This is a genomic window from Rothia sp. HMSC061C12 (genome assembly GCF_001815755.1).
GTDB classification, from domain to species: domain Bacteria; phylum Actinomycetota; class Actinomycetes; order Actinomycetales; family Micrococcaceae; genus Rothia; species Rothia mucilaginosa.
Window position 1 is genome coordinate 171,967 of sequence record NZ_KV821867.1, and the last position, 22,499, is coordinate 194,465.

A 22,499-nucleotide genomic window follows, 5' to 3' on the forward strand; every position below is an offset into this window, starting at 1 on the left:
TAGGCGCGGAGGAAGTGTGTAGCGAACCGCGGCCGTGAACCGTTGCCGTAAGTCGCCCTTGCATGCCCTTACTGCAAGTCGCATACGCCTATAGGCGACCATAAACCAAATACGAGAATGCCGCCGCACCCTCCCGATCTTCGGGGGAGTGCGGCGGCATTTCTGTTTGTGTTGCAGTGGCAGAGCTGGTTCTTTTCGGTCTTTAAACGTGTGTTGATAAGGGGCTATGCCCCTTGTGTGAATATAATAAGTGAGGCTGACCGCAGGAGGTTAGCGCCATGGTATGACGGCACACGTACATCTAGTCTCAAGGAGGAAGACTATGGCAGAAGAGTTGTCACAGGATTCATCAGGCTCTCAGGAGACATCGCAAGATTCCGGTGTTATTTCTGAAGAACAATTGTTTAACCTAACGGGGGAAAATAATGCAGCGCAGAGCAATCAAAACTCTCAAGTATTAACCGCCCAAAACAATCAGAATAATAAAAAATATGACTTAGGTGTCCTTTTTGTTCATGGAATTGGATTCCAGAACCCCGGGGATACATTCAGAGCTATATATCCTTCTATAAAGAATGAATTTGAATCCAATGAGAATTATAAATACAAGGAAGTAGTGCTGTCTAATAATAGTGCCCCTGAAATAGAAGCTAAGATTACATACGATGGGCAGGTAAAAGATGTATTTTTCTGTGAATCAAACTGGCATAGCCCTAGTGCTATGTTTAAGAGTGAGACCGTTTGTAAAATTTTGAAACGGTGGGCGTCAAACCTTCAAGCTATTTTATGGCTTATATACTTTATGTGTTTAAGGATTTCTCACGCGAGATTCTTTGGGTTTGTGTTTTCTGTAAGTTTGGTATTTTTATTCCTATTTCTGCGTAATAAAATTCAGGAGATTTATCCTAACTTCTATAATACGACAGGCGCGGGGATAAATATCAGATTTAATCTTCTTGTAGATGTCTTAATCCTAATTCTTCCCTTCATTATATTTCAATTTGTCTGGGAACTTGTGTTAAGAAGATGGGTGAGTCTTCAAGGTTATCAACCTGTAGATAGTAGAAAAATAATTCTAGGCAGGAAAATACTTCATTTTTTTATATATGGACTAACGATCTTTAGTTTCATAGTGACACCAAAAACGTTTGAGATATTTATCTTTTGCCTGTTTTTTATCGGGGTGGGCTGTTTGATTTATGCAATTTTTAGCAGTGCTAGAATTGCAGAATTGTGGAATCAAATTACTGAATCAGCTGATTTTGTAAGAACGGGTGATGATTTTCAATATATTCAATCCCTCGAGCGTGATATTGAAAAGTTGGATAGAAAGTGTAATAAAATTATTGTAATCGCTCATTCTATGGGGGAGTACCTTTCTTATAATTCTATACGAAAGAGTATGAAGAATTTTGAGGGGAAGGAAGTTCAATTAATTAGTATTGGTGGCGGTCTCGGTCTCGTTTCCCTTATCGGAGATCTTAGATTGAGTAATAAGGAAAATAAATTTTCTGGCTTCAAATCAGCTTTCATATCATTAGGCGCAGCCACTCAAGCTTTTATTCTAGCTGTGGGAAATATTTTTTCTTGGTGTGGTCTAGCATTTGATATATATAGGGCAAATCCGACTTTTATTGGCAATGATAGCTGGACCTCTCTTCTTTATGGAAAATTAACCAACCCAAATTTCCCATTTGAAACCGAAGATTGGAAATATAATATCTTTATTCATATTACTCTTTTGCTATTTTTCAATGCAATCGGGGTGTACATTGAAAAAATTGGTGGCATAAAAATGATTGGCTCCAGTAATTTCAAGTTCTTTAGGTACTCACATCTTTGGGATCCGGTGGGGAATTCTGTTGGGTTTTACTATGGTCGTAGTGTGGAGCAGACAATTACACCCAATGGGGTGATAGGTCATGCTATTCGAACATATTATACGGATAAATATAGCCGTTCACTCGGTACGATAAGCACTAAAGATATATATATGCCTAAGCGAACTGTTCAGCATATAGCATCGACTGTATATAAAAAATCCTTACTTTTGCCTAAAAAATCAAAACCTATATTGCATAATTTAATAGGTATAATTTCTTGGATCGCTTCTTCGTCTGTTTCTATATGGATGATGGAGATTGATTATAAGCTTATTGTTGTACTTCTCCCCCTTTTTTGTGGTTTTAACTACATAACACTTGCTGCACTGCTGTGGATTTGGCATGTGGGTGATGTTTTCCAAAGGTCTCCCAAGTTTTTTAATAATCAGAAAATATTATGCCGCATAGGAACGGGTTTGTTTTGGTTGGCTATCTGCACTGGTGTAAATATATGTGTAGATGGAATTATGTTGTTGGCTATCAATAGTATTTTAAATATATAATTTAATTAATGCTAGGCATTAGGTTCTCGCTAGGCGTTTATTGAAATAAGTAGAATTAATGTAACAAATGAGGGTAGATTGAAATTATGGTGTATGTAATGCGTGCGTGTAAGGATTTCTGCTCCGGTGTGATGCGGTGAGGCTGCACCTTCCGGATGCGCCCTCAGGGTGCCCGAGCTTTGCGAGGGCGGGTTCCCTGCGTAGGCGCGGAGGAAGTGTGTAGCGAACCGCCGCTGTACACCCTTACCGCAGGCCGCATACGCCTCCCGGCAACCACAAACCCAATATGAGACTGCCGCCGCACCCTCCCGAGAACCGGGGGAGTGCGGCGGCATTTCTGCGTCTAACGCCGTAATTTAGCGCCGCGCTGTATAAGCCGCGCAAGCCCTAGAGCCCGCGCACGACCTCTAGCAGTTTGAGCGCCGAGTCGCGCCAGGAGTAGCGGCGCACATCCGACAGGCCGTCAATAATCACGCGCTCGCGAACGGCGGTGTCCTCCAGCGAGCGGATAGCCTTCACCCAGTCGGCGGCGTGCGCCTCCGGGGCACCGTCAACCGGCGCGAACACGGCGTGCGGCGCAATCTCACGGAAAATCGGGATGTCACTAATCACCGCGGGGCAACCGGCAGCCTGAGCCTCGACCACGGGCAGGCCGTAACCCTCCTCGCGGGAGGCAGTCACCAGGGCGTGCGCCTGGCGGAGCAGCTGCTGATACTCCTCGTCGCTCACGCCGTTGTGCACCTCCACGTTCTCACCGATGAGACGCTCGTCGGTGAGCTGCACCAGGCGCTGCGGCGGCATCTTCGACAGCAGATGCAGGCGGTAATCAGGCAACGAACGCATCGCCAGCAGCAGTGTTTCTACGTTCTTGTACGGCATGAACGAACCCATGTACACCAGGTGCTTGACGGGCTGCTCTTCGCGGGTGGTGGCGCGTTCCAGCGCGGTCTGGCGGGAGACGACGCTGCCGGGCTGCGGGGCGTTGGGCACCACGAACAGCGGCTTGGTGGTCAGCTCGTGCTCACGAATCAGCGAGGCGGTCGACTCAGAAACAGTCACGACCGCGTCGCCGTGGTTGAGCAGGAAGCGCTGCGGGGTGTAGGTCTTGTGGAAGAGCCGCCAGCCCACGCGCACCGGTGCAGGCAGGAACCCGGGCGGGGTCGGGTGCGAGTAGTAGATCAGATCGTGCAGGGTGAGAATCAGCTTGAACTTGCGTCCGGTGGAGCCGATGGTCTGCATGGGGGAGAACACCACGTCCGGCGCATACTTGTTCAGCTGCAGGGCTGCGGTCGGTTCGAGCGGGCCGGTGGGCGAGCAGATTTTCACGTGCGGCAAATCCGGCAGCATCTCCAGCTGACGTTCGTCGCTAATAATCATGGTCAGGTCGAGGTCGGCGGCGGCTTCGTCACCGGTGTCGATGAGGGTTTTGAGTGCGCCCAGCAGGGATGCGGTGTAGCGGCTGATGCCGTCGTGGAAGCCGATACGGGTGTATCGGGCGTCAACCATGAGTTTCATGTTGGTTCCTTACTTCTCGTTCCCTGAGTGGTCGGCGGCGAAATCGGCGATGAGTTCCGCGGCGCGGCGAGGGGTTTCGTAGTGGATGAGGTGCCCGACTTCGGGGATCATGTCCAGGCGCTCGCGGGCGCCGGTCGAAGTAGCGGGTAGGTCGCGGGAGGTCAGCGTCGCGTACATGGCGCGAGCTGTTTCGGGGGTGCCCAGGTCGTCGTCTTCGGCGACGAGCATCTGCACGGGCACCCGGATGGCGGCGGCGTATTCGGCGGCGGTGTGCGTAATGGACGCTTCGTAGGCGCTGAGCACTCCGCGGCGGGAGCCGAAGGAGCCGAAGTAGGCGGCGTGCTGGCCGTTGATGAAGCGGCGCATTGCTTTGTCTTTGGTGCGCATCATGACTTCGCTGGAGGCGCGGGTAATCAGCTGTGAACGCAGTAGCGGGTAGCCGATTTTTTCGGGTAGTGCCGCGCCGGTGCGGTAGTAGAGGGAGGCGAGGCGGGAGGCGACGCGCTGGCTACCTTCAAGGGCGGGCTCGCTAATCGGGTTGATGAGCGAGAGCAGCGTGAGCGAGTTCGGGTGTGCGGCGGCGAAGGCGCTGGTGACGATGGAGCCGAAGGAGTGGCCGACCAAGTGCAGCGGTAGGGGCTGTGCGTTCTCGCGGGCGGGGTTAGTGTGCTTCACAAAGTCGTTTAGCCACGCCACGTACGCGTTGATATTGTCTCCGCCCTGAGCATTTTCGGGCAGGTCTGCGGAGCGGCCAAAGCCGGGCAGGTCGGGGCTGATGATGCTGACGTTCGGGATGAGCTTCAGCAGGTAGTTCGCGATGATTTCCAGGCCGTGGTGGTCGCCACGGAAGCCGTGCACGAGCAGCACGGGGTAGGAGCCTTCGGGGAAGGTGCCGTCGTTCATGCCTTTGCCGTACTGCCAGTAGCGGGTCATAACCGCCTGCGCGCCGTCACCAATGAGGGCGTCGTGGCGGGTGCCGGGAATGAGCGGTCCGGGCACACCCTCAAGAACTGAGGTGTTGGGAGAGTCCGGGGTAACGGTGGAGGTCATGGGTACCTTTCGCGGGTTGGGTACTGGGACGGCAAAGTCCCGTTCTTAATTCTAGGGGAGAAGCCTGAAAGGGCTCTGAAACCCGACTGCCGCATCGGTGGTTGGGCGGGTGATTGCGCAGGTGGTCGGGTGGGTGGTGCCGTCCATTTGGTAGTCGAGGCGGCCTCAACTCTGGCGCGGTGCGGGTTTCGCGTTACACTTGGAGGGTTAAGTTTTTATCAACCTGTCTTTATTTAAGGAATCGCTGTGTCTGCTCAGGTAGAGACCGAACGCAACGAAAATGCGTACGACTTCCGCGCTATGGAAGCCAAGTGGCGCCCCTACTGGGACGAAACGAAGGTTTTCCAGCCCACCGGTGACGCCCCCAAGGGCCGCAAGTATGTGCTGGATATGTTCCCGTACCCCTCCGGTGACCTTCACATGGGTCACGCGGAGGCATTCGCTATTGGTGACATGAACGCCCGCTACTTCAAGCAGTGCGGCTACGATGTTCTGCACCCGATTGGCTGGGACTCCTTCGGCCTGCCCGCTGAGAACGCAGCCATTAAGAACGACACTCACCCCAAGGAGTGGACGTACAAGAACATTGAGACTCAGGCTGAGTCCTTCAAGCGTTACGCTATTGCCGCTGACTGGAGCCGCCGCTTGCACACCTCGGACCCCGAGTACTACAAGTGGACTCAGTGGCTGTTCGAGCAGTTCTACAAGAAGGGCCTGGCGTACCGTAAGGACTCCATGGTCAACTGGTGTCCCAAGGACCAGACCGTGCTCGCGAACGAGCAGGTTGTGAACGGTGCGTGTGAGCGTTGCGGTACTACCGTGACTAAGAAGTCCCTGAACCAGTGGTACTTCAAGATCACTGATTACGCACAGCAGCTGCTGGATGACATGGAGCAGCTGGAGGGCAAGTGGCCTGAGCGTGTTCTGCTCATGCAGCGCAACTGGATTGGTCGTTCTGAGGGTGCTGAGGTGCGCTTCGAGATTGAGGCGACCGAGGACCAGCCTGCTGAGTCCTTCACCGTGTTCACCACCCGCCCGGACACCCTGTACGGTGCAACCTTCATCGTGGTTGCTGCGGATGCGGCGTTCGCCGAGCAGATTGTGGCACCCGAGCACAAGGCTGCCCTGGAGCAGTACCGCGAAGACATTAAGGCACTGAGCGATATTGACCGCCAGTCCTCCGACCGTGAGAAGACCGGCGTGTTCACCGGCCGCTACGCAATCAACCCGCTGACCGGCGCGAAGCTGCCCGTGTGGGCTTCTGACTACGTGCTGGCTGACTACGGTACCGGCGCGATTATGGCTGTGCCCGCGCACGACCAGCGCGACCTCGAGTTTGCTCTGAAGTTCGACCTGCCCATCGTGAAGGTTCTGGACGTTGAGGGTGCTGAGGACCCGGCAACCAGCGGTGTTGCCGCAGCTGGCGACGGTGTGCTCGTCAACTCGGGTGAGCTGACCGGCCTGCCGAAGGCTGAGGCAATTGCTAAGGCTATTGAGCTGGTTGAGGCTGCCGGCACCGGTGAGGGCAAGGTCATTTACCGCCTGCGTGACTGGCTGCTGTCCCGTCAGCGCTTCTGGGGTACCCCGATTCCGGTGATTCACTGTGAGGATTGTGGCGAGGTTCTGGTTCCTGAGGATCAGCTGCCGGTGCTGCTGCCCGATAACCTGCGCGGTGAGCAGCTGGCTCCTAAGGGCCAGTCGCCTCTTGCCGCTGCTGATGACTGGGCTATCGTGCCCTGCCCGAAGTGTGGCAAGCAGGCTCGCCGTGACTCGGACACCATGGACACCTTCGTGGATTCCTCCTGGTACTTCCTGCGTTACGTTTCCCCGAACTACGACAAGGCTCCTTTCGACCCGCAGGCTATGAGCGAGTGGGGTGCCGTCGACATGTACGTTGGCGGTGTGGAGCACGCTATTCTGCACCTGCTGTACGCACGCTTCTTCACCAAGGTTGTTCGCGACCTGGGCCTGATCAAGCACGATGAGCCGTTCAAGGCGCTCATGAACCAGGGTCAGGTGCTCAACGGCGGTAAGGCGATGTCCAAGTCGCTGGGTAACGGCGTGAACCTGGGTGAGCAGCTCGACAAGTTCGGTGTGGACGCTATCCGCACCACCATGATTTTCGCGTCCCCGCCCGAGGATGACGTGGACTGGGCGGATGTTTCCCCGTCCGGTTCGCAGAAGTTCCTGGCTCGCGCATGGCGTGTGGCCCAGGACGTCACCAGCGAACCCGGCGTTGACGCAACCACCGGTGACCTGGAGCTGCAGAAGCTGATTGCTCGCACCGTGCACGAGGTTCAGGGCCTGCTGGATAACGGCAAGTTCAACGTGGTTGTTGCTAAGACCATGGAGCTTGTGAACGCTACCCGTAAGGCTATTGACTCCGGTGCTGGTGCGGCTGACCCGGCTGTCCGTAAGGCTGCTGAGACTGTCGCTATTCTGCTGTCTCTGTACGCACCGTACACCGCTGAGGACATGTGGCACGCTCTCGGCCACGACACCCCGGTTCTGACCGCGGGCTTCCCCGAGGTTGACCCGGCTCTGCTGGTGGATGACACCGTCACCGCTATCGTGCAGATTAAGGGCAAGGTCAAGGCTCGTCTGGAGGTTGCGAAGGATATTTCCGAGCAGGAGCTTCAGGAGCTGGCTCTGGCGGATGCCGCTGTTCAGCGTTCGATTGGTGACGCCGAGATCCGTAAGGTGATTGTGCGTGCGCCTAAGCTCGTGAACATCGTGATCTAAGCTTTTTAGATAAAGAAGTTTCTTAGATAAAGTACAAGCCCCGCTGTGGCTTCGGATCGTTCAATGGAACGAACCCGGAGGCGCGGCGGGGCTTTGCTGTACTGCGGTAGTGATGAGTGCCATAATGTTCAGGGAACGCTAGGAGAGGGTTCGTCATCGAATCACGCACTGACGAACCGGAAGAAGGGCCGGAATATGGAGCGAGAGAACAAAGCAGAGAACCGCATTGCCGTGGTGACCGATAGCGCCGCCGCCCTCGACCCGGAGCTCGTGCAGCGCCTGAGCGCTCGCGGTAATTTTGTACTGGTTCCGATGCCGGTGACTATTCGCACGCCCGGTGAGCCGGATCGTCAGCTGCAGGATTTGACCACCGCCGAGGTGGATGAGGCGATTATGCTTGCGCACGTGATGGGTCAGACGGTGAGCACTTCCGGGCCCGCGCCGGGCGTGTTTGCTGATGTGTATGACGAGTTGGCGTCGCGAGGTTTTACGCATGTGGTGTCGGTGCATCTGTCCGGTGAGCTCTCGGGCACGGTGGAGGCGGCACGCACCGGTGCCCGCCTGAGCCGCTTGGGTTCTACGGGTGTGAGCGTGGTGGATAGCCGCACGGTCGCCGGTGCCTACGGTCATGCGGTGGTGCGCGCCTTGGAGGTGCTGAACTCTGCATCCGCAGGCGCGAGTGTTGAATGTCCGAGTCCCGCGCAGCTGGTGGACTACATTCAGTCCGTCTGCGAGCAGTCCACGCTCTACTTCTATATCCCGACCCTGGATGCGTTGCGCCGCGGTGGCCGTGTTTCCCCGGCGTTGGCGATGGTGGGTCAGATGTTCCAGATTAAGCCGATTGGCACGATCACCGAGGGCAAGCTGGCGTATGTGGAACGCCCCCGCACTGCGGCGCGCGCCCTGGAGCGCCTGGTGGAGGTGACGGTGCAGACTTGCCGTGAGCATCAGCATGCGGCGGCGCTCAGCTCTGCTTCAGTGGGCTCTGCCGCTGCCGACCCCGCTAGTTCTTCGCTTGCCGCATCCCCGCGCGGTGAGGTGGTTGCGGTGCATCATGTGGGCAATGCGGCGCAGGCGGTGCAGCTGTACGAGCAGGTTCAGCAGATGCTGGGGGAGAGCTCCCTCGTTCATGATGCCGCTGCTTCTTCGGCGCCGGAGTTTTTGGTGAGTGCGTTGCCGCCGGTGCTGTCGGCTCATTCGGGGCTGGGTGCTGTGGCGCTGGTCGTTTATTAGGATCGTGTACTAGCCGCCTTTCTGGTGTGCCCGTGTTGACCCTGTGCTGTGTGCTCGTGCTGTGTGTCCGCGCGGTGTTCCCGTGCGATGCGCCGCGGGCGACACGCAACACGACACGAAAACTGTGTGCCGGGAGCGTATTTAACCCGTTTTGAGGCTGTGGTGTGTCTTACGTTGGGCTCGTCTGTTTTCGCGTGAGAAATTGCACTGCGTGCGAGCGCATGGGACGTCATTGAAACCCATTCGCAGGTGAAAGGGTATTTTTTACCCTCAGATTTTGCCTTGATATGGCGCGGTTTTTAGTAAATGTGCGTTTCATGTGTGTTTATGTTGCCGTGACCGTATCGCAACATTTTCTAAGCATGAACACAACGCAAACCAACAGAAAACAACGGGTTTTTGCCGGTTTTTATGGCGCAACTCACAAAAATTTCTCGATATAACACACCAAAACACACACAAACTAGGGTAGGATTATTACCAACAACGGCGGAACGCACCGGGCAACATAGAGCACGGACGAATCCGACTAAACCAGAGCCTACAAGGCATCGGATTTGTACACCGCCACCAACGCACTGACAAGGAGATACTCCAGTGACTGTACGCGTAGCAATCAACGGCTTCGGCCGCATCGGCCGCACCTTCTTCCGCGCAGCTCAGACCGAGGGCGTCGGCTTCGAGATCGTCGCAATCAACGACCTCACCGATGTTGAGACCCTGGCACACCTGCTCAAGTACGACTCCATCATGGGTCGCTTCAACGCAGAGGTTGAGGTCAAGGAAGGCGCACTGGTTGTTGACGGCAAGGAAATCAAGATCCTCGCTGAGCGTGACCCCCAGAACCTCCCCTGGAAGGACCTGGGCGTTGACGTAGTCCTCGAGTCCACCGGTTTCTTCACCGAAGGCAGCAAGGCAAAGGCACACATCGAGGCTGGCGCTAAGAAGGTTATCCTCTCCGCTCCCGGTAAGAACATCGACGGCACCTTCGTCATGGGTGTGAACGACGACCAGTACGATGCAGCTAACCACCACATCGTCTCCAACGCATCCTGCACCACCAACTGCCTCGCTCCGATGGCTAAGGTCCTGAACGACGCATTCGGCATCAAGCAGGGTCTGATGACCACCATCCACGCATACACCGCTGACCAGCGTCTGCAGGATGCTCCCCACCGCGACCTGCGCCGTGCACGCGCAGCAGCTGTGAACATGGTCCCCACCTCCACCGGTGCAGCAGCAGCTGTTGGCCTGGTTCTGCCCGAGCTGAAGGGTAAGCTGGACGGCTTCGCAGTCCGCGTTCCCACCATCACCGGCTCCATCACCGACCTGACCTTCACCGCTGAGCGCGAGGTCACCGTTGAGGAAGTCAACGCAGCAGTCAAGGCAGCAGCTGAGGGCCCCATGAAGGGCATCATCAAGTACAACGAGGATCCCATCGTGTCCAAGGACATCGAGGGTGAGCCCATCTCCACCGTCTTCGACGCACCGCTGACCAAGGTCATCGGCGACCAGGTGAAGGTTATCGCTTGGTACGACAACGAGTACGGCTACGTTGCACGCCTCGTGATGTTCACCAACAAGGTTGTGGCATCCCTCTAAGCCCCAATAGGCTTACGACGCTCACCGAGTGTAAGCGTCACCCCGCGTAACTAACGCATAGTGAACCCCGGCACCACCGCATCAAGCGGGGGAGTCGGGGTTTGCTGTACCAAGGCTCTGTGTAAAAGGTCTTAATAAAACCCCAAAATGTATAAACATACTATTTTCCGTCGCCCTTTTTGGGTCAAAAATACCGTAAGAAAATAGCTGATAGAGAGTGCGAATATCCGCGATATTCTGCGGAAAAACACCATATAAAAGCTATTTACTAGGCTGTCATTCACCCTAATGTTCGGTATGATGGAAACGGTATATAAACCCACCTATCCAGGAGGAATTCCTATGGCTAAGGCACTGTCCGAACTGCTCGAAGAAGGCGTCGCAGGCCGCCACGTTCTCGTCCGTTCCGACCTGAACGTACCCCTGAAGGACGGCGTTGTCACCGACGACGGCCGCGTCCGCGCATCCCTGCCCGTCATTGAGAAGCTTGCCAAGGCTGGCGCACGCGTTATCGTGACCGCGCACCTGGGCCGCCCCAAGGGCAAGGTTGACCCCCAGTACTCCATCGCACCGGCAGCTGCACGCCTGGCTGAGCTGGCATCCGTGCCCGTGAAGGTTGCAACCGACCTGGTAGGCGAGGACGCAAAGGCTAAGGCAGCAGCCCTGGCTGATGGCGAAGTTCTGGTTGTTGAGAACGTCCGCTACGACGCACGCGAAACCTCCAAGGATGACGCAGAGCGCGGCGAGTTCGCTGACGAGCTGGTTGCACTGACCGGCGAGAACGGCGCATACGTGAACGACGCATTCGGTGCAGTTCACCGCAAGCACGCTTCCGTCTACGACGTTGCTAAGCGTCTGCCCGCATACCTGGGTGACCTGGTGAAGAAGGAAGTTGACGTTCTGGCTAAGACCCTGAACGATCCCGAGCGTCCCTTCGTTGTGGTCATGGGTGGCGCTAAGGTTTCCGATAAGCTCGCCGTGATTGACAACCTGATCGGTAAGGCTGACACCATCCTCATTGGTGGTGGCATGGGCTACACCTTCGCATACGCACAGGGTTACGAGGTTGGCCAGTCTCTGCTGGAGAAGGACCAGGTCGAGAACGTTCTGCGTTACCTGAAGGAAGCTCCCGAGAAGGGCACTGAGATCATCACCGCAGTGGATGTTGTTTGGTCTGACGCATTCTCTGCTGACGCTAACACCGAGATCCGCCCCGTTGAGGATCTGACCGGCGGTAAGCTTGGTGCAGAGGCTGAGGGTCTGGACATTGGCCCCAAGACCGCTGAGATTTTCGCTGAGAAGATCAAGGGCGCAAAGACCATCTTCTGGAACGGCCCCGTTGGCGTGTTCGAGATTGCTCCCTTCGCTGAGGGTACCCGCGCGGTTGCACAGGCTATCGTCGACTCTGACGCATTCTCCATCATTGGTGGTGGCGACTCCGCATCTGCAGTCCGTAACCTGGGCTTCAAGGATGAGCAGTTCGGCCACATCTCCACCGGTGGTGGCGCTTCCCTCGAGTACATTGAGGGTAAGACCCTGCCCGGCCTGGAGGCACTGGGCGCCTAATCTGGGTGCACAGATTTAGTACACGGTTTTAGTGTAAGGAACCCCCGCTGGGGCGGTATTTCGGTACCGTTCCGGCGGGGGTTTCTGCATGCCCGCTCATGCCCGGATAATCCTGCGCGGGCAGATGGGCGGGGCTGTTTCCTGGCTATATGCTGTGGATTCCCTGGGTGTGCGGCTTGTGCTGGGGAGGGTTAGAGGTGCCTCTAATAGACTGGAAATGTAGAGGTTCCCGGCGCTCACCGGGCGGTACCCATACGGTTACCGCGGGGGAGCGAAGCAGGGAGCGCACGCACCTCCACAGGCAAACAAATACAAGCAAGCGAATACAGGCGGGCGAAGAAGCCCAGCGATTGAGCTTAGCCGCCCGCGAGTAGCCCAGAACCACCTCGGCAGCTCGTGAAAACGGTAACTCATAAATATGGAATCCAAGGAGGGAAAGAATGACCGTAAACGCTCAAATGCTCTTTGACGAAAAAGACTACACCGGAACATACCCGTACGTTGCCGATGGCGTGATCGGGCCCTACACACCCGCAAACCGGGACCACCCCGCCTACTCGGCACCCGCCCCGGGCGTGAGGTACACGCCGAATGCTTACAAGGTGTCAAACCTGCGCCCCTACCTGGGCTACTACTACGCCTGCCAAAACTACATGATTCTCGCCTCCGAACCGGCAGTTCTGAGGATCGACAATATCAGCGAAGAAATGTTCTTCCCCGCCATTCAGGACCTCTACGAAGAGGGTAAAGGCTGGGTCATCACGCCTGCCTCTAAGGTTCTGACCATGAACCTTCTGGAAGGGCAGCCGCGCCTCATCGACGAGACGCTAAAAATTGTGGAATGGAACGTGCGGTTCGATATTCTTCCCGAAGTTCAGGTGTACCGCAAAGACACAAACCAGGTGTACCCCATCACCGACTTTGATACGCGCGGCCTGATCCGAGACGGTGCAATACACGGGACTCTACGCACACAATTCACGAATGAGTGGAGGCCCGTCCAATTCATCCCAGAAAATAGTTTGAGCTAGGGGAGGGGAGAGCAACATGACGAATAACTTTGGTGGACCCGGATACGGCGGACCCGGATACAACGAGCAACGAGCGCTCATGAGGTCTATGATTTCTCGCGCCAAGTTTATACGAGCTGGCGTGTTCGCCGGCGCCGCCCTCGTCGCGATAGCGTTTGGCTGGGGCACTCAACTGCTCAACGGGACAGGCTCGGAGTCCCAGGCCGATAAGAAGCGTGACCAGGAATTTGTGCGCCTGGAACCCACGGAGAAGTACGATGAGCTCCGTACCTTGGGACCTTCCTCCGGGCCTCTCGTCTATACGGCGTTTGAGCGTAAGGGGCGCTTCATTCCTGCCACCGAGGTGCAGGCGGCGCAGAACGTGCCGTACCCTATTCAGCAACCCGGAATGGATAACTACGACCGCGCCGGCTTGTACGCGTTCTTGGCGTACTTCTTTGCGTCGATGAATTACTTCTACCACACGGGCGATACTGAGCCTCTTTCCAAGGTCACGGACCCCGAAAAGGTGCTGCACCCCGAAATTCTTCGCCTGTACAGGGAGAAGCGCGGTTGGGTTATTTCGGCTGATAAGAATGTGCTGAGCGCCAATGTTGCTGATGATCTTATCGCGGGTGAAAAGGCTAAAAATACGAGCCGAAATATTCTGGTGAGCACCCTGTACACGACTAAGGCTAAGGACCTTGCGTTTTATGTTAAGGAGACGGGGGAGAAGCAGGATATTCGCAAATATTTGAAGTATCTGGGGCGTTTCTCGCTGGCTGTGGAGCATCTGCGTGGGCAGTGGGTGATTGTGGTTGACCGCGACGGCTACAGCAACCGCAACACCTACGAGCCGATCTACCCGCAAGGATTCGGGCAGCTATAGCTTTCTCTATGTGGCTTCTTTCGGAACCCCCGCCGGGCAGCACTTTCGGTACTGTGCTGGCGGGGGTTTCTTGCTGGACTTTTGAGGTGGATGCTTCGCGGCTGGCTATGGGAGGTGGAAGCAAGGGAGGCGGAATCCGTCCTGCTGAGTTCGTGTGCAGAACGTGCGTGTGTTACCTTGAAGGGTGTGTGATTCTCACTGTCACCGAGAGGGAACACACATGCAACGAATGTGGGCGAGGAAGCTCGTTCACTGTCACATCAACTTCCGGAAGTAAATATATGGGTAACGTCCACGCTAATACTGAAGCTGTTCCTTTTGACTTTGAGAGCGCTGAGGCTCTCAAAACGCATTTGACGCATCTAACTCAGGTAATTGAGCATCAGCTCCCTGCCCGCTATGGCGCCGATGGTACTTGTGGTGCCGCTCAGCTCGCTCTGGAGGGGTTCACCGGTGGCTATGCACGAGTGTATAGAGCAAAGCTTGCTTCGTCATTTGCGCTGTTGCGAGAGTTTAAGGAATGCTTTAGCAACGCAGCTCGTAATATGGAGACTTATATTAAAGCTGCCCGCGAGGAAGAGCGTATTCGCCGAGAGATTACTGAATGGGAGAAGCTCAACGAACGTAAGCAAAGAGCTCGTGATCTTGAGAAGCTTGAGTATGACCTTCGGAATCAAGGTGCGTATAGCGTTGATAACCCTGACCTCAATCTTGAGGTTCCCCCTCGTCCTATGCCTTCCCGCCCCCCGCATTTTGAGGTCTACACGCCACGACCTGTAGCTGACCCCTTCACTGGTGCTCAGGGTAACTCAGTTTCTTCAGGAGTTTCTCAAAGTGCTCTCGGACAGTTTGCCGAGGCAAACTCTTCCGCACAGGGTACTCAACGTGTGAATACCCGAGCTGCAATTGCCTCTGGTGGTTCCACTGTTTCTATCATTCCACATAATGTGTATCAGTATGGTCAGATTACTTTTTCTATGAATGCTGAACTTGGCCAGGCACAACATCGCGTCGCGTCCACCTATGCTCAGTTCCGTTCGAATACTTCGTGGGGAACTTTTAACGCTGATTCTTTGATTGCTGCGTTGCACACCTGGATTGAAGATGTGTATGAAGATGCTACCTGGCTAGGAAAAGTTGCTCAGGTAATGCTTGATGCTGCAACTTATGGCAATCTCACTAGTGCTTCGGTGGAGGGTTCTGTTGATCTTTCCGGGCCTGGGGCAAAGGCTCAAGTTAGCCTCGACATGAACCTTCTGAATGAGCTGATGCATGATGATATTCCCATGCATCACCTACTGCAGGTTCCTGGCATGAGCATTACCGGTGTAAATATCTCATCCGGCTACGCAAATGACCCCGTCAACGTTGCAACCGGTAACTTCATTGAAAGTGAAGTTGACCTTCGCTCTCATGTAAACCCTGTGTTGCGTCTTGAGCGCACCTACAACAGTGTTCTCGCTGCCCTCCCGAATACCCCTCACGGTGCTTTTGGCAAGGGCTGGTCAAGCATGCTGGATAGCCGACTTGAGCAAAACTCCGATAGCATCTCATGGCACACTGCCGACGGTCGTGAACTCGTCTTTGAACGTGATACGAACTCGGCTAGCGGGTATGCACGAACTCCCAACGCCCCCTACTGGCTGGAGAAGGTATCCGAGTCTGCTCTAGACGCGGCACCTACGTATAATGTGGATTCAGTCTCTGCGCCCTTCGAAGAAGATACCGAAGGACAAGAGGCGCTTTATCGCGCCCTATACTCTGCTGTGAATAAAGCGGTCAAGTCCGCCCATCGTCTACTGCCGTCATCCTTTGAAGTAACGGAATCGTCTGAACCCAGTTACTACTGGTCTGTTACTAACCATTCTGGTAGCCGTTATTTCTATGCTCCTTCGGGTGAATTGGTTGCTTTCATGGAGGGGCACCCCAGCTCAGCTATAGTTGCTCTTTACAACCGTGGCCCAAAGGCTAATGCTGATGGGGAATCCGTAGCTCAGCGACCGAGTGCTTTGATTCAGCCCCTTAGCGCGCAGGGCATTGTTGTCAGCTATGATGCACATGATTTTGTATCTGGAGCATCTCTCGTCAACTTCGGTGGAGGCTCCTCTGAAGAACAATCATCAGCACAGATAGAAAGCCAGCTGAACGATGTGCGCTATATCTACAATTCTGCTGGCGTACTTTGTGAAGTTCAGCGACCTGATGGTACTCGCCGTTATGAGCAGACGGAGGATAACCTCATTCACCGTGTCTGGAATGAAACGGGATATTGCGAGGTTGAGAATACCTTTGATACTGACGGCCGCATCGTAGCCCAGAAAACTGAGCACGGTCGAAATATCAGTTACCGCTATGAGCACGGTCTAATGACCGTGATTGAAGATTCCGGAACCGGTGAGCACGCTAATATTTGGCGCTCAAATGAACACGGTCAGCTTGTTTCCCTCGTGGCTGGCGACGGAAGCCGCCAGTCCATGCGATACAACTCCTACGGTTACCGTACCTATATCTGCGAGCGTGACGGATCCGTGACGCATCGTAGCTACGATGAACGTGCTCGCCTTGTCTCGGAAAATACTCCGGAAGGTGCGGTCCACCGTTATACGTGGGATGAGTACGACCGTATGCTTGCCCACCGAATTATGAATAAGAATCGGCGTGCAGGCACCTTCACCGAAACACGCTATACCTACTCCCAGAACCCGCTGGACCCTAATCCCCTGACTATTACCCGTAACGGAGGCAATACAACTTATCTTGAATGGGACAACGCCGGTCATTGCACCGCCGTCGCTGATGAATCAGGATTCAAACAGCACTTTACCTACAATGACCGTGGACAGCTTCTGAGCTCCACGGACTCTAGTGGTGCGCAAACGCAGTACTCGTATGATGCTGCCGGCAACCTGCGCTCAGTAACTAATCCTCTCGGCAATACCCAGTATTTTGAGTGGGATTCGAGTGGACGTCTCAGCACGGTAGTCGACGCGATGGGTGCTCGTTGGGGTTTGTCCTACACAGAAGCAGCTCAGAATGCTACGCCGACCTCCGAGCAACACTTGACAGCACTGACCGACCCTGAAGGTAACATCACTACTTTTGAATACTCAGCTGGTCACCTAAGCGCTGTGATTGACCCTATGGGTAACCGAACCAGCGTCGAACGCGACACCTGGGGCAACGTTATCTCCATGACTGATGCCGCAGAAGCCAAGACCCATTATGAATACGACGAACTTTCGCAGCTCGTCGCTATCATTGACCCCTGCGGGGCTCGTACCGAGTACGAATATTCTCTAACTGGCGACCTGAGTCGCATGGTGGACGCTACTGGTGTAGCTTTGAGCATTACCCACTCGCGCTCTCACGGTGAGTATTCAATGCGAGTTGAGGGCGCGTCCGGTAACTACGCCGTTGTAACCGATGCCCTGGGACGAGTTGTCTCTGCATCAAATTCTCTGATGAATATGGTGCCGGGTCTGGGTCCCGCTGGATCTTTGCGCTCTAACTCTTCTCTTGCGGGGCTTGCTTCAGCAGGTAAGCAGCCTTCTGAGCGTCCTGCGGGTCCTTGGGCGTCGTGGAGCTTGGTGCAGCCGGAACTTCGTGTTCCCACTATTTTGGGTTCCCGCGATAACGTATCGCGAGGCGATAGCGCCCTTACTGCTTCTCATCTTCCGTCTGTTATGACGATGTTTGAGAACCGCCAGGATATGGCGGCTCTCTTTGGGGTGCCCGTTCCTAAGCTGAACATGCCGGATGCCTCTATCCTTCTCAACTCTTCATCTGATAGCTCTGCGCAGGCTGGATATAACACTCACGGTCAGATTGCTCAGATTAGCTCTGCCGATGGCGGGGCAATTAGCTTCGAGTACGATGCTCAGGGACGTATGAGTCGTAGCATCAGTGCAGCTGGTCGAGAGACTTTCTTTGAATATGACGCGGCGGGCCGTTGTACCAGCCAGAAAACCCTCAAGAAAACGAGCGAGCTCGATGCTGATGAGGGTTACCTGGAGACTATCTTTACTTACGATCTCGCAGGTCGTTTGTTAGAGAAGACCATTAGGGATTCTGCAGATACTTCAACTGCCTCGTTGCGTCTTGTGCAGTACACCTACGATGCTGCTGGTCGACGCATTAAAGAAGATACGGGGGAGAAGGTTACCTGCTACAGCTACACTTCACGTGGACTTATTGCACGTATTGAAGATAGTGTTGAAGGTACCCGTTCTTTCTCATACGATGCGGCAGGTCGCCTTGTTAGCGTTGAAGACGCTTTGGGTGGCACCTCCCGCTGTGAGTATGATGCCCTCGCACGTCCTCTGCGCTGGATTACGCCTGCGGGTATCGTAACGAGCTACGAATGGGATGCGGCAGGACGTCTTCTGCGTGAAGAACGCTCGGGTACAAGTTTTACGGTTGAAAGTGCGGCAGACTCTCTCGTACGTACTTTCTCTTACGATGCTGCAGGCCGTCTTCTGACGATGAATGACGGCGAACGTATCCGTTCGTTTGAGTACGATTACGCTTGTGGTGGTGTACTCCGCTCAGTCACGGTTGATGGTGAAGTTCAGGGAACTTTTGAATATTCCTTGATGAGTGGACGTGGCTCTCAGCAGGGCACGTTGAAGGTTTCGGTAAATGATGCAAAGGCAGAGCACATTTATGAGTACTCTGCATCTGGTAGGTTGCTGAGCCGTACTCGCGTACCCCACAGTGATATGAGCATGAAGCGCATCTCAAGTACGGTGTCTATTGCTGACCACACCACCGGTATTCTTCGTGCCCCGGACGCGAACCAGCGTACTCTCCATGCCTTGCAAGCGTTTAAGCAGCGCGGTGAGTACACGCTGAACTATGCCTACGACGCTGATGGTGTTCTGACAATGAGTAGCAACCCGTACGGTTCAGTCCGCTGGATGCGTGACGGAACCGGGCGAGTGCGCCATACCCACTCTAAAGACGCCTTCGCTCGTACCAGGGAGATGGAATTTACCCATGCTCCGTGTGGTTCCCTAACTTCGGCGCGTACAGATGATAGTCATGCAGTGTGGGAACTCGATCCTGTTAAGAATGTTCCCGTAGGGTACAAGGTGGAGCGTAACGGCACCCGAGGAACGGGAAACGGTACTGCAACTATGAGCATGTTTGCCGCCGGTGTGGAACGTGATGCTTCTTCTCAGGTTGCTGTTTGCACGCTTGAAGATGCAGGAAATAAGTTTGAGGCACACACTATGAGGTATCGCTATGATGCTTCTGGTGCTCTCGTCTCTGTTTCGGATGGTATTCAGGAACGAACCTGGACCTACGAAAACGGCATGATGGTCGCTGAAGCATTGTATATGCGTAATTGTGAGCAGGGAGATAACGCCCTGCTGCTGGAACGCGCCTTCAGCCATAATTCAATTGGTCTACTCAGCGCTGTTTCTGAGGTGCAGTATGGTACCGATGGGACTGTGCAGAATCGTTCTCGAACTGAGTATTTCTATAACGCTGCCGGTGAACGCGTCCGTGAGGTGACCACGGACGAGCTGACTGGACAGCACCGTGAGCGTACCCTTGGGTGGGGCAACATGGGGCAGGTGAATGCTATTCGCCTGGACAGCGAAGAGTGGGAGCTACACCATGACATGACTGGTGAGCTTGCCTCAGTGCACGCTAATACTACGGTTGATGTCCCCAATGCATCTATGCCTTTGGTGTGGGACGCTGTCTCATCCGTACCTATGGTGCTGGGTGTGGGCGGAATGAGTGCTGGATCTGTGCTGGAGAATATCTCTTCTGAAGAGGAACTGGGCTATGGCTTGGGCTGGTCTATGTCTTCGAACCCGTGGGAAAGTGACGTAGTTACTGTGCCTGCTGTTTCTGGTCTTGGCATGGTTAGTGCTGGCCCGGCAGCTTCTTCTGTCAATATTGCTGGCCTTGACTTCATGGGTTTCCGTGTGGCTGACGCTAACATGCGCCGTTTCGTGTCCACTGACGCTTTGAGCTCGGTGCCGGGTATCGTGCACGGTGCGGACGTAAATTCGTTTGTGGGCTGGAATCCTATGTCTCTGGTAGACCCGTGGGGTTTGCGCCCGATGTCAGTGCAGGAATTTAGGGACTATCAGGTTCGAAAAACAGAGAAGAAAAATCATGATACATCTGAGATTATTAACGAGATAAAGTATAGTCCTGGTGCCCAAATACTGTTGTTTATAATGGGGATAATTGATTATTCACCACTTTCCCCCTTTGGAATATATAATTACTTTAATAAAGATCCAAAGATTGAGGATTTGAATGTTCAGCGGCAGCATGGGCATAGTGGGGATATTCCTCCTGTTCCTCCGCAAAATATTCATCAAGTGGCGCAACGCATGAATTCAGTTAATGACAATCAACATGTTAAAGACATGGAGAAATCGCAAGGAAACGCAGGGTACTCAGCCGTTCAAATTGACGTTTATGAAGGGAAGAAGCCTGATGATTCGAAGGAGAAGGTTGCATATGTTTATATTCCCGGCACTGATTTTGATTTTTCGATAAAAGGTGGAAAAGATGGTGAGATTGGCTCTATAGGAAATAATCTTGGTCTGGCTGGTAATACCTCTGATAAACCTGTTGATGATTTGTCGCCCTACCACCGAATGGTGGAAAAGGCAATGAAGGATGCTAAGCTACAAGACGTAGACCGAGTAGTAATGGTTGGTCACTCTCAGGGCGGTGCCGTGGCGTATTCACTTGCTAATAATAAGGAATTTAATAGTAAATATAAGGTATCTAATGTTGTAACCTATGGTGCACCGACCAGCAATCTTGAGGGACAACGAGATGATCTTGACCATCACTTTAACTATGTGGCTGTTGTGAACGAGAATGACGTGGTTCCTGGCCTAACACCTGGAAAGCAATACGGCGAGCCCGCTAATCGTGTACATGTCGTCGAAAGTGATAAAGCTAGGGGGGGCATGGATTCTCACGGTATGAATATTTATGTCGATGCTACTCAGCGTTATGTTGCTAGTGGCTACGGTGATGATGAAGGCGTTGATATCGATGCACAGGCGTACAGCGCGCAACAAGAAGTGCAAGGAGTAGAAGAAGGAACTGGGCTATATACCGGTAGAAATACTTCTAAGACTACTTATTACAATCGTGCGTTACGAGAAGCCCTTCGGGGAAATACGTTTTAGGAAGGAGAGGAAATGAGTGTCGACCCGGAGTGGACTAAAAAATTCTTCAACCAAGAGGACTATAGGGGAGCATACCATCTTGTCGATACTGACATGATTGGAATTTATACCCCAGCAGACCAGCAGCACCCTGCATATTCTGCGCCGCCGCCAGACTACAGCTATACGTTTACTAAATTTCTAACGTCCGCTGATTTGAAATTCTATAATAGCTACTATTATCAATGCCAAAACTATATGCTTTTGGCATCCGATTCGCGCCGCCTCGAATATGCAATGACCGCCGAAGAACTATTCTTTCCCGCCATCCAAGATATCTTTGACGACGGAAAAGGGTGGGTCATCACCCCCAATCAACAAATCTTGACCATGCACATTCTCGAAGCACAACCGCGCATCCATAACGAGGAACAAAAAATTTTCGACTGGAACGTCAAATTCGACATCCTTCCCGAAGCAAAAGTTTTCCGGAAAGATACCGGGCAGCTACAGCCCATCGCCGAATTCGACACGCGTGGGCTCCTTCGCGACGGAGCAATCCACGGGACCTTGCGCTCGCGTTTCCTCGATCCCGGATGGGATATTCACTTCATCCCTGAAAAGGAGGTATAACCATGGGACCCCAACGTAAGGAACAGGAGACGAGCATCCAGCAGAACTCCTCCCAGGAAGCTCATCCGGTATCTTCTGGTCAGCTACTTGCTCATCAGTCGGAGCCGCGAAAGCCCCGTTTTTCTCGTCGTACCCTCGCAATAGGGGGCGTGGGAGTCCTCGGCGCTCTCTTCGTTGGTCGACAGGCCGGTATCCTTGCCACCAATGAGGAAAAGCAAGAAGTGCGTCTTCTTAAATGGGATAGGGCACTAATCGCTCTAGAACCTGATGAGAAGTTTGATGCTGGTTACGTAGACCGTGGAAGCGCAGCGGGGTTTATGGTGTACACCGCCTACGAACGCAGCGGAAGGTACGTGCCCGCCACCGAAGAGCGCGCCGCCCAGAATGTACCCTACCCCGTTCTGCAGCCGGGAATGAATGAGTATAACCGCGGTGGTTTCTATATTTTTCAGGCGTACTTTTATGCCGCCCTGAACTATTTCTACTACACCGGAGATACCAAACCGCTCTCTGAAGTGATCAACCCCGAAGAGATCATTTCTCCTGAGCTTCTTCGGCTGTACCGGGAAAACCGCGGCTGGCTTATTGCTAATCAGGACGTGTACCGCCTGCAGGTTACCACCGCCGGTATTAATGACCGCAGTAAGAATGGTCGGCAGATATTGAGATACCAGGCAAGGCGACGTATTCGTGATGAGGCTGTCTTCTACGTGCCCGAAACG

12 protein-coding genes are annotated in these 22,499 nt (G+C 53.9%); 10 read left to right on the plus strand and 2 right to left on the minus strand.

The genetic code is table 11. The annotated features are described in order from the left end of the window. Positions 1–322: 322 nt before the first annotated feature. Entirely contained in the window at positions 323–2,386 is a 2,064-nt protein-coding gene (locus tag HMPREF3055_RS05200; protein ID WP_070738359.1) for a hypothetical protein, read from the plus strand. Positions 2,387–2,773: 387 nt separating this feature from the next. Here the strand turns inward: HMPREF3055_RS05200 and HMPREF3055_RS05205 are convergent, their stop codons facing one another. Then, positions 2,774–3,901 (minus strand): glycosyltransferase family 4 protein, encoded by a 1,128-nt coding sequence (locus tag HMPREF3055_RS05205; RefSeq protein WP_049337671.1) that lies wholly within the window; start codon positions 3,899–3,901, stop codon positions 2,774–2,776. A gap of 9 nt (positions 3,902–3,910) precedes the next feature. Then, positions 3,911–4,951 (minus strand): alpha/beta fold hydrolase, encoded by a 1,041-nt coding sequence (locus HMPREF3055_RS05210; protein WP_070738361.1) that lies wholly within the window; start codon positions 4,949–4,951, stop codon positions 3,911–3,913. 240 nt (positions 4,952–5,191) lie between these two features. On the opposite strand from HMPREF3055_RS05210, the gene leuS reads away from it, so the two are divergent. The 9 genes from leuS to HMPREF3055_RS05255 all read left to right on the plus strand — a co-directional run. Beyond that, a complete protein-coding gene (gene leuS, locus HMPREF3055_RS05215; protein ID WP_371326330.1) occupies positions 5,192–7,693 on the plus strand; it encodes a leucine--tRNA ligase in 2,502 nt (833 codons plus the stop codon). A gap of 195 nt (positions 7,694–7,888) precedes the next feature. Next, on the plus strand, positions 7,889–8,926 hold the full coding sequence (locus HMPREF3055_RS05220) for a DegV family protein (RefSeq protein ID WP_070738365.1): 1,038 nt from the start codon (positions 7,889–7,891) through the stop codon (positions 8,924–8,926). A 597-nt stretch (positions 8,927–9,523) separates the two neighbouring features. Beyond that, complete coding sequence (gene gap / locus HMPREF3055_RS05225; RefSeq protein WP_005506148.1) at positions 9,524–10,528, plus strand: type I glyceraldehyde-3-phosphate dehydrogenase; 1,005 nt, start codon at positions 9,524–9,526, stop codon at positions 10,526–10,528. Between the two features lie 342 nt (positions 10,529–10,870). Continuing rightward, on the plus strand, positions 10,871–12,094 hold the full coding sequence (pgk, locus tag HMPREF3055_RS05230) for a phosphoglycerate kinase (RefSeq protein ID WP_070738367.1): 1,224 nt from the start codon (positions 10,871–10,873) through the stop codon (positions 12,092–12,094). Between the two features lie 440 nt (positions 12,095–12,534). After that, positions 12,535–13,125 carry a DUF6318 family protein gene (locus tag HMPREF3055_RS05235; protein ID WP_070666679.1) on the plus strand — a complete coding sequence of 197 codons (591 nt, stop codon included), beginning with the start codon at positions 12,535–12,537 and terminating at the stop codon, positions 13,123–13,125. A gap of 16 nt (positions 13,126–13,141) precedes the next feature. Next, complete coding sequence (locus HMPREF3055_RS05240; protein WP_070666675.1) at positions 13,142–13,993, plus strand: DUF6318 family protein; 852 nt, start codon at positions 13,142–13,144, stop codon at positions 13,991–13,993. A gap of 281 nt (positions 13,994–14,274) precedes the next feature. After that, complete coding sequence (locus tag HMPREF3055_RS05245; protein ID WP_246824404.1) at positions 14,275–21,165, plus strand: DUF6531 domain-containing protein; 6,891 nt, start codon at positions 14,275–14,277, stop codon at positions 21,163–21,165. A gap of 12 nt (positions 21,166–21,177) precedes the next feature. Then, positions 21,178–21,777 carry a DUF6318 family protein gene (locus tag HMPREF3055_RS05250; protein ID WP_070738369.1) on the plus strand — a complete coding sequence of 200 codons (600 nt, stop codon included), beginning with the start codon at positions 21,178–21,180 and terminating at the stop codon, positions 21,775–21,777. Between the two features lie 2 nt (positions 21,778–21,779). Further along, positions 21,780–22,499 (plus strand): DUF6318 family protein (locus HMPREF3055_RS05255; RefSeq protein WP_070738371.1); only part of this gene is annotated, 720 nt, incomplete at its 3' end.

Bases quoted from the DNA above. Each gene is read 5' to 3' on its own strand.
- HMPREF3055_RS05200 (WP_070738359.1), top strand. From the start codon at position 323: ATGGCAGAAGAGTTGTCACAGGATTCATCAGGCTCTCAGGAGACATCG.
- HMPREF3055_RS05205 (WP_049337671.1), bottom strand. From the start codon at position 3,901: ATGAAACTCATGGTTGACGCCCGATACACCCGTATCGGCTTCCACGAC.
- HMPREF3055_RS05210 (WP_070738361.1), bottom strand. From the start codon at position 4,951: ATGACCTCCACCGTTACCCCGGACTCTCCCAACACCTCAGTTCTTGAG.
- HMPREF3055_RS05220 (WP_070738365.1), top strand. From the start codon at position 7,889: ATGGAGCGAGAGAACAAAGCAGAGAACCGCATTGCCGTGGTGACCGAT.
- pgk (WP_070738367.1), top strand. From the start codon at position 10,871: ATGGCTAAGGCACTGTCCGAACTGCTCGAAGAAGGCGTCGCAGGCCGC.
- HMPREF3055_RS05235 (WP_070666679.1), top strand. From the start codon at position 12,535: ATGACCGTAAACGCTCAAATGCTCTTTGACGAAAAAGACTACACCGGA.
- HMPREF3055_RS05240 (WP_070666675.1), top strand. From the start codon at position 13,142: ATGACGAATAACTTTGGTGGACCCGGATACGGCGGACCCGGATACAAC.
- HMPREF3055_RS05245 (WP_246824404.1), top strand. From the start codon at position 14,275: ATGGGTAACGTCCACGCTAATACTGAAGCTGTTCCTTTTGACTTTGAG.
- HMPREF3055_RS05250 (WP_070738369.1), top strand. From the start codon at position 21,178: ATGAGTGTCGACCCGGAGTGGACTAAAAAATTCTTCAACCAAGAGGAC.